The 14221-nt window shown below is 73.8% G+C and carries 12 protein-coding genes; 4 read left to right on the forward strand and 8 right to left on the reverse strand.

Annotated elements, in window-relative coordinates:
- Positions 1-350 precede the first annotated feature (350 nt).
- From OV079_RS15835 to OV079_RS15860, 6 genes are all read right to left on the reverse strand, one after another.
- Positions 351-1634 (reverse strand): alpha/beta hydrolase family protein, encoded by a 1284-nt coding sequence (locus OV079_RS15835; RefSeq protein WP_267769489.1) that lies wholly within the window; start codon positions 1632-1634, stop codon positions 351-353.
- Positions 1635-1643: 9 nt separating this feature from the next.
- Positions 1644-2525: an alpha/beta fold hydrolase gene (locus tag OV079_RS15840; RefSeq protein WP_267769491.1), complete on the reverse strand. Its 882-nt coding sequence runs from the start codon at positions 2523-2525 to the stop codon at positions 1644-1646.
- A 135-nt stretch (positions 2526-2660) separates the two neighbouring features.
- Positions 2661-3110 (reverse strand): glycine-rich protein, encoded by a 450-nt coding sequence (locus tag OV079_RS15845; RefSeq protein WP_338088903.1) that lies wholly within the window; start codon positions 3108-3110, stop codon positions 2661-2663.
- Between the two features lie 719 nt (positions 3111-3829).
- Positions 3830-4777: a glycine-rich protein gene (locus OV079_RS15850; RefSeq protein ID WP_267769492.1), complete on the reverse strand. Its 948-nt coding sequence runs from the start codon at positions 4775-4777 to the stop codon at positions 3830-3832.
- Positions 4778-5364: 587 nt separating this feature from the next.
- The gene (locus OV079_RS15855; RefSeq protein ID WP_267769493.1) at positions 5365-6888 is read right to left on the reverse strand and encodes a vWA domain-containing protein; all 1524 of its coding nucleotides are present in this window, start codon (positions 6886-6888) and stop codon (positions 5365-5367) included.
- Positions 6885-8015 carry a vWA domain-containing protein gene (locus tag OV079_RS15860; RefSeq protein ID WP_267769494.1) on the reverse strand — a complete coding sequence of 377 codons (1131 nt, stop codon included), beginning with the start codon at positions 8013-8015 and terminating at the stop codon, positions 6885-6887. The genes OV079_RS15855 and OV079_RS15860 overlap by 4 nt, the downstream gene beginning before the upstream one ends.
- 259 nt (positions 8016-8274) lie before the next feature.
- On the opposite strand from OV079_RS15860, the gene OV079_RS15865 reads away from it, so the two are divergent.
- The 4 genes from OV079_RS15865 to OV079_RS15880 all read left to right on the forward strand — a co-directional run bounded on the left by OV079_RS15865 (position 8275) and on the right by OV079_RS15880 (position 11056).
- Entirely contained in the window at positions 8275-8835 is a 561-nt protein-coding gene (locus OV079_RS15865) for a hypothetical protein (protein ID WP_267769496.1), read from the forward strand.
- Between the two features lie 24 nt (positions 8836-8859).
- Positions 8860-9156 (forward strand): tetratricopeptide repeat protein, encoded by a 297-nt coding sequence (locus OV079_RS15870; protein ID WP_267708191.1) that lies wholly within the window; start codon positions 8860-8862, stop codon positions 9154-9156.
- A complete protein-coding gene (locus OV079_RS15875; RefSeq protein ID WP_267769498.1) occupies positions 9153-10073 on the forward strand; it encodes a hypothetical protein in 921 nt (306 codons plus the stop codon). Before OV079_RS15870 ends, OV079_RS15875 begins: the two co-directional genes overlap by 4 nt.
- A 623-nt stretch (positions 10074-10696) precedes the next feature.
- Positions 10697-11056, forward strand: coding sequence for a hypothetical protein (locus OV079_RS15880; protein WP_267769500.1), 360 nt, complete (start codon positions 10697-10699; stop codon positions 11054-11056).
- A 110-nt stretch (positions 11057-11166) separates the two neighbouring features.
- Here the strand turns inward: OV079_RS15880 and OV079_RS15885 are convergent, their stop codons facing one another.
- Together OV079_RS15885 and OV079_RS15890 are read right to left on the reverse strand one after the other, a co-directional pair.
- Positions 11167-11769 (reverse strand): DUF3261 domain-containing protein, encoded by a 603-nt coding sequence (locus tag OV079_RS15885; protein ID WP_267769502.1) that lies wholly within the window; start codon positions 11767-11769, stop codon positions 11167-11169.
- Between the two features lie 38 nt (positions 11770-11807).
- Complete coding sequence (locus tag OV079_RS15890) at positions 11808-14192, reverse strand: MMPL family transporter (protein ID WP_267769503.1); 2385 nt, start codon at positions 14190-14192, stop codon at positions 11808-11810.
- Positions 14193-14221 lie beyond the last annotated feature (29 nt).

Here is a 14221-nt window from a genome sequence, read left to right on the forward strand (position 1 = left end):
AACCCGCCCGTCATCGCCCGAGAAGGCCGCGACGGAACGGCGTTGCTCGTCGACCCCGCGACAGTTCAAAAACCAGGACCGCGCGGCGCGAGCGACACCTCGAGAGGCAACCTCCGGACGCAGAGCGCTGGACTTCTCGACTCGCGCGCCCGCCGGGTGCCCGACGCTCCCGCGCGGCACGACGGGCCCACGTCGCCCCGCTCACCGCATGGGCCGCTCGAACTCGAGCGGCCCCGGGTAGCCGTCGCTCAGGTCGCACCGAGAGACCGCATGTCCCTGGCGCCATGTCCCTGGCGCCATGCCTCCGAGGGCATGTCTCTCGAGACATGCCCTTTCAGACATTCCCCTCGCTACAGCCGCGCCTCGACCTCGACCACCTCGGGCGGCGTCGCCGTCTGCAGGAACTCGAGCGCCGCCGCGTTGCCGCGCAGGTGGTGGTCGAAGAACGCCGCCGCGTAGGCCGCGACGATCGCCCGCGCCTGCAGCGGCTCGAGGTAGACGAACTCGCTGCCGTCGGTCTGACGCGCGCCCGGGCCGCAGCCGGCGTCGAACTGCTCGGCCAGGCCGCAGATGTCGGTCGGGCCCCAGTGGCCGGTGTCCTTCATCCGCACCAGGTAGGCCGGCGTGGCCGCGGCGTCGAAGTTGGACTCGATGAGCTGGTTGCCGATCTTGCCGATGCTGTTGTCCTCGGCGGCGAGCACGAACAGCTGCGGCTCGTCGATCTCCGCCAGCTTGGTGCCGGAGAAGATCGGGTTCTGGACCGGCGCCGCGATCGGCAGCGCCGCCACGATCCGGTCGTCCTCCTGGGCCAGGCGCCCCGCGGTCGCGGCCCCGTAGCTGTGGCCCATCGCGCCGATCCGGGCCGGATCGATCGCGCCGCGGATGGCCTCGGGGACCGCCGAGTTGCCGGCGTCGAGCACCGCGTCGAGCACCGCCATCTGGTCGGCCACTCGGACCTGCAGGAACGCCTCGTCGAGCGGCGCCTGCGGCTCATCGAACAGGGTGTTGCCGGCGTGGTCGGGCGCGACCACCACGAACCCGTGGCTGGCCAGGTGCTCGGCGATCGTGAACATCGAGAAGCGCACGCACCCGTGGCAGTGCGAGAACATCACCAGCGGGTACGGCCCCGTGCCCGCCGACGCGGCGTCGCGCGCCGAGCGGGTCTGCTCGCGCACGCCGACCTGCCCGTGCTCCGACAGCTTGGCCAGCAGCGCCACCATCATGTCGCGCTGCGGGCCTTCCGGCACGAACTCGGCGATCGGATGCCCGGCGTCGGCGGCCGCCTGCGCCGAGATGTCGGCCGGATACCACGCCTCCACCAACAGCGTGCGCTCGCCGGCGACCACCGAGAACGTCGCGTTGCCGACCGGCGCCGCCCCGGGCGCGTCGTAGTCCTCCTCGGAGCCCTGGCCCGTGGTGGTCGCGTCCGGATCCAGCGTGCCACCCTCCGTCGTCCCCGCGCCGGTCGTCGGCGTATCCGTCGCCGCCGACGACCCGGGGCCGGGCGGCTCGCCGGTCGTCGACGAGATCGAAGAACCCGAGCCGTCGGTGCCGCCGGCGCTGTCGGGGCCGGAGGTGGCCGCCGCGGTGCTGCAGGCGGCGAGGAGGAGAGTAAGCGAAGCGAAGCGGCGCATGCCGCCGTTTTACCCGACCTCGCGGCGCCCCGTGAGGCCCTCGCAGAACCGTTCGACCGCCGCCCCGATCTCCTGGTGGTGCTCGAACAGGCTGGTGTGAGTCCCGTGGGCCAGACGAAGCAGCTGGCTGCCCGGGATCGCGCGATGCAGCGGCAGGCCGACCCGGGGCGCCGGCGCGAACACGTCGCGGTCGCCGGCCACCACCAGCGTCGGCACGGCGATCCTCGGCAGCAGGTCGCCCGCGCAGTGACTCTGGGCCGCCAGCGCCATCGCCGCCAACGTGGCCGGGTCGAGGTCGCGCACGAAGTGATCGATGTAGAGCTTCACGTCGGCCGGCGTGGCCGCGGGGCCGATGAGCCCGAGCAGCTGCCCCAGACGCCGGCTCCCCGGCAGGCCGACGATCGAGCGCACCCCGCGGAACGCCACCCGGAACCCCGGCGCCGGCAGGCGAGCGATGAGCCCGTGCAGCGCCGGCCCGACCGGACCGAGCGCCGTGTCGAACACCCGCCCCGACGGCCCGAGCAGCAGCACCAGCCCGCGCACCCGCGCCGGCGCGGCGCGATAGATCTCGAGCGCCACCTGACAGCCCATCGAGAAGCCGACCGGCACCGCCTCCGCCAGCCCCTCGGCGTCGAGGATCGCCAGGGCGTCGCGCGCCAGCGCCGGGATCTCGACGCCCGCGGCCGTGCGAGCCGGGTCGCTGCGCCCGTGGCCCTTGAGGTCCCACGTGATCACCGTGAACCGCCTGGCCCAGCGCGGCGCCAGGTGGGTCCAGAAGAACCGCGACGTGGTGATGCCATTGCACAGCAGCAGCGCCGGCCCCTCGCCCTCTCTGCGGTAGACCACGCGGGTGCCGTCGGCGGCGACGATGGTGCGATCGGGAGCGGTCATGCGCGGCCGCGGCGAGGATGCCACGACCTCGGCAAAGAAACCCGCCGGCCGCGGCAGAGGGGGGAAGGCCGGGCCGGCGGGTCGAGTGGATGTCTTTCCGGTCATGTGCGAACGGACACGTGACCTCGCCCGCGCTCACCAGCGGATCCGCACCAGCCCGTCGCCCTCGCGCACCGCCGGCAGCCCGCTGCCGTCCGGGTCGGCGCCCAGGCGCGACGACCCGCCGCCCCCGCCCGCCGCGTGGGCCGAGCCGCCCCCGAACCAGCCGCCTCCGCCGCCCGCCACGTGGTAGACCCCGCCGCCTCCGCCCTCGCCGAACCCGCCCGCCTCGCCGGGCGTCGAGCCCACGGCCCCGCCGTGGCTCTGCGTCCCGCCGCCGGCCGCGTGCCACTCGGGCAGCAGCGCCACCCCGGGCCCGCCGATCGCAAGCCCGCCCGGGCCGCCTGCGCCGTGGTCCGGGCAGCCGCACTGCCCGCCCCCGCCGCCGGCCGCGACGAAGATCCGGTCCTCCAGCGTCCCGCCGCCCTGGCGCACGTCGCTGGCTCCCCCCGCCGCCCGCGAACGCGCCGCCCAGGCCACCACCATTGAAGCCCGCCGCGCCCTCGAGCCCGCCGCGCCCGCCGACGCGGATCTGCAGCGCCTCGCCGGGCTCCACCTCGAGCTCCGCCCGCACGTAGGCGCCGAGCCCTCCGTCGGCCTGCTCGAGCCCGTCGCAGCAGCGCGAGCCGCCGCCCTGCGCGCCCCACAGCTCGACGGTGAGCCGCGACACGCACTCGGGCACCACGAACGTCTCCGGCGCCCCGGTGAATTCGAACTCGCGCGCGCTCCCGTCGGGCGTCACGCGCGTGCGGTCGACGCAGCGACCGTCGCAGCGGAGCTGGCCCGGCCCGCACTGCGCCTCGCAGTAGCCCGCCGCGCACGTGCCCGCGCACACGCGCCCGCAGCCGCCGCAGTGACGCGCGTCGCTCGCGACGTCGACGCACTCGGCCTCGCACACGTCGAGCGCCTCCGCCTCGCACTCGAGCGCCAGCGCGTCGTCGGCCTCGACCCCTGCACCGGCGACCGTGCTCGGCACCGGTCGCAGGTGGCGAGTATCCGTGATCTCGTCGCAGCCGCCGGACACGATTGCGAGCATCACCGACACCGTACGCCACCGACCCTCGAGAACCATCTGCGCGGCCTCCCCTGCGACCTGTAGGCATGAGGCGCACGAGGCATCCACGCAAACACCCCTGTGTCGCCAGTCACGAGCGATCGCCCATCATATGTCTCTCGAGACATGTCCTAAAGAACTCCATGACGCATCACCACCGCCGCGAAGCAGCCGTGGCTCGTAGCCGGCGATCCTCGCCACGGATCGCAGTCGTCGACCGTCGACCGCGAGGCGCACGCGCGCCCGCCTCGACGCGGTAGCGATCGCAACCATCACCCCGCGTCACGCCAGGCGGCCCGCGCTCACCAGTAGATCTGCACCGCACCGTCGCCGCGGCGCGCTCCCGCTTCGAACTCCACCTCGTCCGCGTCGACGCCCACGTGCGACGAACCGCCGCCACCGCCCGCGCCGAACGCCCCGCCGCCGCCGTACCAGCCGCCGCCGCCGCCTGCCACGTGATAGCGCGCCGCTCCGCCGCCGAGCCCGAACACCCCGGACTGCCCGGGCGACGAGCCGCCTGCGCCTCCGGCGTGTTGCCTGCCGCCGCCACCCGCGCTCCAGAAGTCCTCGCCCACGATCCCGTCGTCGCCGACGAGCCCCCGCCGGCGCCGCCCGCCCCGTGGTCTGGAAAGCCGCACGAGCCGCCGCCTCCGCCGCCTACCACCAGCGCGCGATCGATCAGGCTGGCGCCGCCGATCCGGATGTCCGATCCGCCGCCGCCGCCCCCGGCCCACACGCCGCCGCGTCCGCCTCCGTTCCATCCCGGCGCCCCGTCGATCCCGCCGCGTCCGCCGACCAGCACCAGCAGCACCTCGCCGGGTCGCACCGGCAGCTCCGCGCGCAGCCAGCCGCCGCGACCGCCGTCCATCTGCACGTCGGGCAGCCCGTGGATCTCGTCGATCCCGCAGCGACTCGGCCCGCCCTGCGCGCCCCACAGCTCGACCGACAGCGTCGTCACGCACTCCGGCACCACGAACACCTGCGGCCCGCCCGTGAACGCGAACCCGCGCCCGCCCGGGCCCGCGCACCCCGGCACCGCGTCCGGCACCATTCCGTCGAGCCCCACGACCTCGGGCGCGTGACAGCCGAGCAGCGCCACGAGCGCCGCGGCCCTGCGTCCGGGTCGAATGTGTGAGCCGCTCCCCTGCATCGCCACCCCTTCTCCAGGGATGCGCGGCGCCGTCCGCGATGCAAACGCCGCCCGTGCTGCGCGTCACGCCTCACAATATATGTCCTAATGGACATGCCCAAACAGACATATGTAAGGGTCGTCGAGGATCCACGTGGCATGTCCTTCGAGACAGGCGACCCTGCCGAGCAGAGCGCCGCGGAGTCACGGTCGCGGCGAAGGACTCCCTTCCCACGAGCCATCCACCGCCTCGCCCTGCGCCGCCCGCACCGTACTGCTGCATGTCCCGCAAGACGTGCTCATCGAGACGGCTCGTCACCGTCACCGCGCGCATGCATGTCCTTCAAGACATGCTCATCGAGACATCCCGCCGCCCGCCAATGCATGTCCTTCAAGACATGCCCTTCGAGGCATCCTCATTCCCCCATGCATCCGTCTCGCCGCGCCCAGCCCGCATGTCCATCAGGACATGCCCCACGAGACATCCCCGCCCGCTCACCCGATCTCGCCGCGGCGCGCCCGGCCGAACGCCACGCGTCGCAGCAGCAGATCGAGGATCAGCAGCGGCAGCGCCAGCGCCCACAGCACCTCGGGCCACACCGCCCGCTGGCGCGTCCCCTGCGGCGCCCCGGGGTCGTCACGACCGCGTCGATCGGCCCCGAGTGCGAGCCGTCCGGCGCCAGCGTGGCCAGCCACGCCGGGTCGGCGCCCAGCTGATCGGGCGCCAGCTCGCTCGGGTACGGCACGCTCGCCTGCCCGGTCGCCTCGGCCACCAGGCGCGGCGGCGTCTGGCCGTCGTCGAACATCTGCGCCTTGATCAGCCGCTGGCCCGCGCGCACCCCGAGCACGGTCGCCTCGTAGCGGCCCGGCGCCGTCAGCTGGGCCGCCAGGGTCGTCGTGTGGCCCTCGGCGCCGGCGGGCAGCGACGGATCGATCACCTGCAGCTCGCCGCGCAGGTCGCTGACGAAGCCGGTGCTCGCGTCGACGTCGACGACCGCGCGGAAGCTGCCCTCGTCGGCGCCGGGCGTGATCCGCAGCGACGCCCCACCGAGCGACGCGGCGCCCTGGCGCATCAGGTCGCGGGCCACCTGCGACCAGAACTTGGGGAACCCGTCCCAGCCGATCCAGCGATGCGCCCAGCGCGGCTTGGCGTCGGACGCGAACGCGGCCGTGCGCCCGAGCCCGCGGCGGCCGCGGACCAGCAGCGGGTCGCCGACGTGCGTGCGCAGCAGCAATTCGGCCAGCGGCTTGGTCTTCAGCGGGATCACCCCGCCGAGCCCGGGCGCGCGGTCGAAGTCGATCCCGCGCAGCACCTGGGCGCTCTTGGCCACGCGCGCGAACAGGTCGCGCTCGACCACCGCGTTGCGCGTCACCTCGCGGGTCTCGCGGGAGAAGATCCGCGGCACGTCGGTGCCGTCCTGGCTGAAGTAATAGCGGCCGCGGCCGCGCTCCGCCACGCGGGCGAGGAAGTCCTTGCCCGCCCCCGCGCCGACGCCGACCGCCGACACCGTGATGTCGGCGTCGCGCATGTCGGTGATGAGCGCCGACACCCCGGCCTCCGGCGACTGTCCGTCGGACAGCAGGATCACGTGCTTCACCAGCGCCTTGCTGCCCGCCAGCTGCATGTACGCCTCGCGCAGGGCCGGCAGCGCGTTGGTCCCGCCGCCCGCGCTGAGCCGACGAATGTCGCCGGCGATGCGGATACGGTTGGCCGCCGGCTGCAGGCGCACCAGAGTCACCGGCCGCGAGTCGAACGCGATCACCCCGATCTCGTCGCCCGGATCGAGCGTGCTGGCCGTCGAGCGAGCTGCCTCTTTGACCAGGTCGAGGCGGTCCTCGCTCGACATCGACCCGCTCTTGTCGATCACCAGCACCAGCGCCAGCGTCGGCTGCTCGCGCTGGCGCTCGCCCTCGAAGCGGACCGGCAGCACGTCCTCGAGCACGCTGCCGCCCCAGCCGCCGACCCCGAACGCGCTCTCGCCCCCGATCATCACGAAGCCGCCGCCGTCCTGGACCCACTTCGCTATCGCCTGCTGCTGCGCCCCCGACACGTGGCGCGACGGCACGTCCGACAGGATCACCAGGTCGTACGGTTGTAGCCCCTCGGCCGCCGCCGGGATCGCCGAAGCCGCCTCCGCGTCGACTTGCAGGTGGTCGGCCCGCAGCGCCCGCGCCAGCGCCCCGACGGATCGCCCTCGCCGACCAGCAGCACGCGCGGGCGCCCGCGGACCTCGCCGACGGTCGCCGCGCGGTCGTTGTCGAGGCTGCGGTTGTCGGCCGCGTCGAGCTCCGCCGCGTCGAGTCGGGCAGCGATCACAATCGGCCCCGGCGCGTTGGCGCGGACCGGCACCTTGATCTGCTGCGGCCCGCCGCGCAGCGTCACGTCGACGCTCGGCGACAGCGGGTTCGGCACCCCGTCCTTCTCGACGTACAGCTTGAGCGTGTGCGGCCCGCTGGCCCACACGTCGATCGCCGCGTCGAACGTCTGCCCCACGCGCAGCTCGCCCGGCAGGTGCACGCCCGCGACCAGCACGTCGCCGCGGGCCGCCGGCGCGGCGGTGCGGGTGTGCAGCGCGACCCCGCGGCGCCGCAGCCCCTCGGCCGCCGCGATCAGGTCGGTGCGCTCGGCCACGCTGGCGGCCCCGTCGCTGACCAGCACCACCCGGCCCTCGGTGTCCGGGTCGAGCAGCGCCTCGGCCAACCGCAGCGCTCCGGCGTGGTCGCTGGCCAGCCCGCCACCTGGCTCTCGGGACAGATCGATATCACCTGTCTCTTCGGACAGCGGCACCGCCTGCGCCCGGCCGGCGTAGGTCACCAGGCGCAGCCGCGTGCGGTCGTCGCGGTCGCCGGTCTCGGCCTTCACCAGCCGGACCACCTCGCGGGCCACCGCGGTGAACGCCTTCAGCTGGCCGTCGTCGACGCTCGCCGACACGTCGACCGCCACCACCACTGTCTTGCCGCGCCGCGGCGCCTCCAGGCTCGGGGCCGCCAGCGCCAGCGCCAGCGCCAGCAGCAGCAGCACGCGCGCCCCGAGCTGCAGCGCGACCTGCCAGGCCGGCAGGTCGACCAGCGAGCGGCGCGCGGCCGCGACGAGGAACGGCAGCAGCGCGACCGGCATGAGCCACAGCACGCTCGGCCGCGCCAGCACCAGAGTGCGGTCGCCGGCCTCGGACAGCCGGGCCGCCAGCCACTCGGGCAGGGTGAACAAGGACAGGAACGTCGGGGCCGAAGCGATGCAGCGCCGCCGCGGCGGCGAGGCCGAGCGCGAGCCACAGGAGGACGGCGCGGGTCAAGGGCGCACCGGGGCGCGCGGGCCGGGGGAGGATCGCATCGGCGAGGGTCCGGCAACCATAGCGCCCCGGGCGGCCCGGCAAAAGCCGGCCTGCTGCCGGACGGCGTTCCCGGCGCGGCCGGGTTGCGCGGAACCGGCAGGGCGGTTAGGGTGCCGGCCACCCGAAGGAAGCGCTGTGAAGCCGATCGAGATCTGTCAACACCTGGGCCAAGGCCACATCGACGCGTACTACGACGAGCTCTCCGGCAAGGAAGTCCGCGAGGTGCTCAAGGCCGGCGGCTGCAGCGTCAACGTCCCCCCGACCGCGTACACCCAGGCCGCCCGCCGCCGCGCGTGGCGCCGCCGCTTCGACACCGAGCTGACCGGCGGCAACGACAACCTCGCGCTCGCGCTCCTGCTCGAGTGGCTCATGCGCCACCACCGCCAGATGCTGGTCGACTACCTCGACTTCCTCGGCGTGAAGCACACCATGGGCGAGACCGACGAGGATTTCTGCGTCACCAACCCGCCCGAGAAGCTGCGCGAGGGCGTCGCCGAGCTGCTCAAGAAGTACCCGCCGGCCCACGTCGCCAGCTACCTGCTGCTCGTCGGCCACCTGCAGGACACCCCGGTGTTCGACCAGACCCCCGAGGTCCTCAAGGCCCTCGGCGTCGAGGACGCGGCCGCCGGCGAGTACATCGAGAAGCACAAGCAGACCTACAAGCCGCGCATGCGCCAGCAGCAGGCCGCTTCCTGAGGTCCCGCCGTGGATCGCCTGGCGATGCTCCGACAGTTCGTGGCCCAAAAGCCAGGTGAGGCGTTCCCGCGCTACGGCCTGGCCATGGAGCTGAAGCGCCGCGGGCAGCTCGCCGAGGCGATCGTCGAGTTCCGCGAGCTCATCGCCAAGATCCCCGAATACGTGCCGGCCTACTTGATGGCCGGCAACACCCTGGTCGAGGCCGGCGACCGCGACGGCGCCCTGCAGGTCCTCGATCAGGGCGTTCAGGCCGCGCGCGCGGCCGGCGACGCGCACGCGCTCGGCGAGCTCGAATCCGCCCGCGCCGCGCTGGAAGGGTGAGCGCCACGTCCAGGCTCGCCGACGCCGCCGCGATCGACCTGGTGTTCGCCAGTCCGCGACGGTTGCCCAAGCCCGCGAACCTGCGCGGCCGCGTGGTCGTGCTCGACGTCGCCTTCGCGGCCGAGGGCATCGGCAGCGGCTTCGAGAAGATCACGGGCAAGTTCCTCGCCGGCCTGGGCGCGCGCCTGGCCCGGTGGGTCGACCACCACGATCACGAGCGCCACGCCCAGTTCCGCGGCGACCGGCGCTTCGTGCTCCACACCAAGGCCGAGCACGGCGCCTGCCCCGAGATCGTCACGCCGCAGATGGTCGAAGAGACAGGTCCGGTCGACACCATCGTCGCCCACTTCGACCTCGACGGCCTCTACTCGGCCGCCAAGTGGCTGCTCCGCGGCGTCGAGCCCTACCCGGGCGCCGACGCCGACGCCCGCGCCGTCGACACCCGGATCGGCGAGGTCGGCCCGATCGGCGCCCTCGTCGACAAGGCGCTGCGGGCCCACTACGAGGACACCGTCCTCCTCAACAAGATCGTCCGCTGGCTGGTCGCCGGTCGCCCGCGCGGCGCCGAGCAGGAGGCGATCGCCGCCGCCGCCGCCGACTTCGACGCCATGGCCGCCGAGGCCGCCGCGCTGGCCCGCGCCTACGTCGTCGAGGATGGCGTCGCCCTCGTGCGCGTGCCCGGCAATCCGCGCTCGTTCGACAAGACCGAGCTGCTGCTGCTCGGCCAGGAGCGCGCCCCCGTGGCGGTCGTCATCGACGGCCAGACCCTGAACATCGCCGCCAGCTTCGCCAGCGGCCTCGATTTCGTCGCCCTGCTCGGCCTCGGCGGCGGCATGCCGACGCGCGTCAGCGTGCCCGCCTCGCGCCTCGACGACACGCTCGCCAAGATCCGCGCCGCCCTGCGCGCGCGCGGCTGAGCTGCCCCTCGGGACTGTCGCATTCGACATGTCCCGAAAGACACTTGTGCCGACAATCTGGTCGGCCGTCCGCCGCGCGTGGTCGACCTGTCCCGAGAGACGTTTTTGTCGACTTGCCGGTCCGCTGCCCGCCGCGCGGCCGAACCTGCCCCGAGAGATACTTTTTTCGACGGCCGGTCGGCCGTCCCCGCGCGCGGCCGCACCTGTCCCGAGAGACACTTTTTTCGACGGGCCCGCCGCTGTCCGCCGCGCGTCGAACTGTCTCGAGAGACATTTTTCGACGGGCGGTCGGCTGTCCGCCGCACGCGGGCGACCTGTCCCGAGAGACACTCTCGCCTCCCGGCCGGCCTCCCGAGCCCTGCACGTGACCGACCTGTCCCGAGAGACACGCTCCGCTCCCGCGGTCACGTGTCCCGGCGCGCCAGCGCGACATGTCCCGAAAGACATCTCTGTCTCCAGGCCGATCCTGTCGTCGCCAGCCCGCAGGGGGCGCTGACGCGCCCTCGGCCCGCGATCTCGCCCAGATCGAGAGCTCACTTGGTGTTGCAGGTCGGGGACGCAAATAGGACCCTGGCCTCCGCAGTCCGAGTGCCCACCACGGGCCGACCCCCAGGAGAATCACAATGTCGCAACGTCCTCGTCTGTCCCTGCTCGCCGCCCTGACGGCGCTGATGCTCCCCGCCGCCGCCTTCGCCGACTCCAACGGCACGGTCGGCAACGTCGAAGCAGTCACCCTCTACGAGAGCAGCAGCGACAACCACGCCATGTTCAACGGCTCGGTCTCGATCAAGGAGAAGACCGGGCAGAAGCGCGACTACAAGTGGGGCGGCTCGCTGTGCCCCGGCCGCGAGCTCAGCGCCAACGCGGTCAACCTGCTGTTCGAGGCCCTGCGCGCCAAGAAGCAGGTCGAGGTCACGCCGACCTACAAGGCCGGCAACGGCGGCGAGCGCTGCCTCACCGGCTTCAAGCTCGAGAGCCGCTGAGGCCCCGGCCGGCCGCCGCCCGTCGCCGCTCCCCCGGCGACGCTCGCCGGCCGGCAACTCTTATGTCTCTTCGGCCATGTCCTTCACGACATGGCCGTTCTTCTACGCGCTCACAGCGGCTGCCACTGCAGCGTCTCGACCGCGATCTCGTAGCCGAACCACCCGTTGACGAGCTTCAGCCGCGACGGCAGCGCCCCGTCCTTCATCCCGCCGCCCTCGTAGGTGACGACGATCTCCCCGCCCGGCTTGCCGTCCTTGCGCTCGAAGCGGCGCTCGAGCAGCGCCCCGCCCTGCCACACCTCCGTCACCTTCTCCTCGCCGACCTCGCCGCGGTGGGTCCCGTCGGCCAGCGGCGCCCCCGGCAGCCCGAGGAACTGGACCCGGTGGACGTCGAGCAGCATGAAGCGAGGCGGGAACGGCAGCTTGCCCTCGGGCGCGAACACGTCGACCTTCACCTCCGCGCCCTGCTGCTTGGCCACGAACGCCTTGGTCGAGAACGGCGTCAGCCCGATCAGCGTCAGCGCGTCGCCCTGCTTCTGCAGCACCACCTCGCCGCCGATCTCGCGCCCGCGGGCCGTCCCATGCAACCTTTGCCGGGCCATGAAGTCGGGCCCCGTCAGCGTCGTCGCCAGCGCCCCCGGGTAGTCGGCCTCCGCCAGCTGCGGCGGCGTCGACTCGGCCTCCTGTCCCTTCGCACATGCCCCGAGGAGCATGGCCGCGACGACAGGACCTATCGACCATGCTCTCCGGTTCATCCGCGCTCCTTCCCCTCGCCCGCGCCGGCCAGCACCAGGGCGGCGGGGGCCAGCACCAGGCTGAGCAGCACCCCGAGCCCGACGGTCACCCCGATCGCCTGCAGCGCCGGGCTCTGCGACATCGCCAGCAGCCCGAACGCCAGCACCGTCGACAGGCACGCCAGCAGCACGCTCAGCACCGTCGCGTCGAAGCCGCCCGGGTCGCGCCGGCTCTCGGCCAGGAACACCCCGTAGTCGACGCCCATGCTGAGCACCAGCAGCAGCGCGACGACGTGCAGAATCCCGATCGTCATCCCCGAGAGCGCCACCACCGACAGCGCCGTCGCGGCCGCCAGCACGGCCGGGGCGAACGCCGCCAGCGCCAGCCCGAACCGGCGGTAGCGGGCCCACACCATCGCCAGCACCGCGAACAGGCCGAACACCACCAGCTCGAGCGTGCGCGCGCGGTAGCGGCCGAACGCCGCCTGCATCATGCCCTGCTGGTCGAAGTAGCGCACCTGCGGCAGGTCGGCCAGGCGGGCCTGCAGCGCCGTCGCGTCGGCGACCCCGCGCAGCAGCGTCACCACCGCCACCTCGCCGCCGTCGAGCTCGGCCCGGAACGTCCGCGCCGCCTCGGCCAGCGGCGTCGCGGCCAGGTCGGCCGGCCGCATCACGTCTGGCCCATGGGACATGTCCGCGAAGAACTTGGCGAACGAGCCGGCGCGGAAGCCCTCGGCCACGAACGCCGCGTCGAGCCGGGCCGGCAGGCTCGGGTCGGCCAGCGCCGCCTGGTTGTCCTTCTGCAGCGCCGCCGACCACACCAGCGCGTGCAGGCTGCGGAACGCCTCGATCTCGCCGGCCGCCTGGGCCCCGCGCAGGCGCACCGCCGCCGCGTCGTTGCCGGCCAGCGCCTCCTCCTCGTCGGCCCCGAACGCGACCACGAAGCGCCCCGCGTCCATCCGCGACACCCGCGTCCGCACCCGCTCGTCCTCGGCCAGCATCCCCGGGTCGAGCGCCGTCAGCAGCCGCACGTCGTCCGACCACTCGATGCGCGGCAGCCCGACCACGCACAGGCCCAGCGCCACCGCCGGCAGCACCGCCACCGCCGAGCGCCGGCGTCGCATCCCCGCGACCACCCGCGCCAGCCCGGCCGCGGCGCGCCGCTGCACCCAACCTGGCTTTGGGGCCATGGGCAAAAGGTCAGGTAGCCAGTAGCGCGTGGCCAGGGCCGCCACCAGCACCCCGATCGAGGCGAACAGCGCCACCTCGCGCAGCCCCGGGAAGCTGGTCCACGCCAGCCCGGCGAAGCCCGCCACCGTCGTCAGCGCCCCGAGCAGCAGGCCCGGCCAGATCTGCCGCGCGCTCTGGCGCGGCCCGCCGCGCGGGTCGAGCATGTGGTGGTTGAACAGGTGCACCGAGTAGTCGATGCACACGCCGATGAGCGTCGCCCCGAACGCCAGTGTCAGCCCGTGGACCGCCCCGAACAGCGCCAGGCAGGCCGCCAGCGCCGCCGCCACGCCGGCCACCAGCGGCGCCAGCGACAGCAGCACCAGCCGCGGCGAGCGGAACATCAGCAGGAACAGCGCGACGATGCCGACCAGCGAGACCGTGGAGATCCGGCCGATGTCCTCGCGCATGCTGGTCTCGGCCGCCAGAGCGAAGCGAGCCACGCCCGACTGCTCGAGCACCAGGCGCCCGCCCGACTGGGCGTCGACCTCGGCGAACGCGGCCTCGATCGCGGCCTGCAGCGGCGCCTGGTCGGCGGCGTCGAACGGCGAGCTGCGGGTCGCCAGCATCACCAGCGCGTGCTGGTCCTCGGCCACGAAGTGCCCGTCGCGCAGCGCCACTCCGCCGCCCTGGGCCGCCTCGAGCCGGCGCAGCTGGGCCGGATAGGCCAGCAGCGGGTCGGCCGGCGCGATCTGCTTGATCACCCCCGACGTCGGCAGGCCGAGCTGGCGCCGCAGCTCGCGGGCCGCCGCGCGCAGGCCGTCGTCGGACAACCTGTCCTGAAGGCCAGCTGCCTCGTCGGCCAGGAGGTAGAACCGCCGCGGGTAGTACAGGTTGTGGATCGCCTCGGCGTGCAGTTCGCCCGGCCCGGTGCGCAGCCACGCCACCTCGGGACGACCCTGCAGCCGATCGGCCAGCGCCTGCGCGCCGGCGATCGCCACGTCCGGCTCACCGCGCTCGTCCGAGACCGACAGCACCAGCGTGCGCGTCAGCTCCGAGCTGGCCATCCCGCGCGACAGCGCCGCCAGCTTGGGGTCGGCGACGTCGGCCATGAACGCGGTGATGTCGGTGACCACCTGCAGGCGCAGCGCGCAGAACGCCACCAGCCCGGCCATGAGCGCCGCGCCGAGGCCCGCCCGCCACGCGCTCGGCCTGTCTGATCGGGCAGGTTCCATGGAACAGGTGACCAGCGAGACCGCGCCGC

Source organism: Nannocystis pusilla, from assembly GCF_026626665.1.
Classification (GTDB): Bacteria; Myxococcota_A; Polyangia; order Nannocystales; family Nannocystaceae; genus Nannocystis; species Nannocystis pusilla.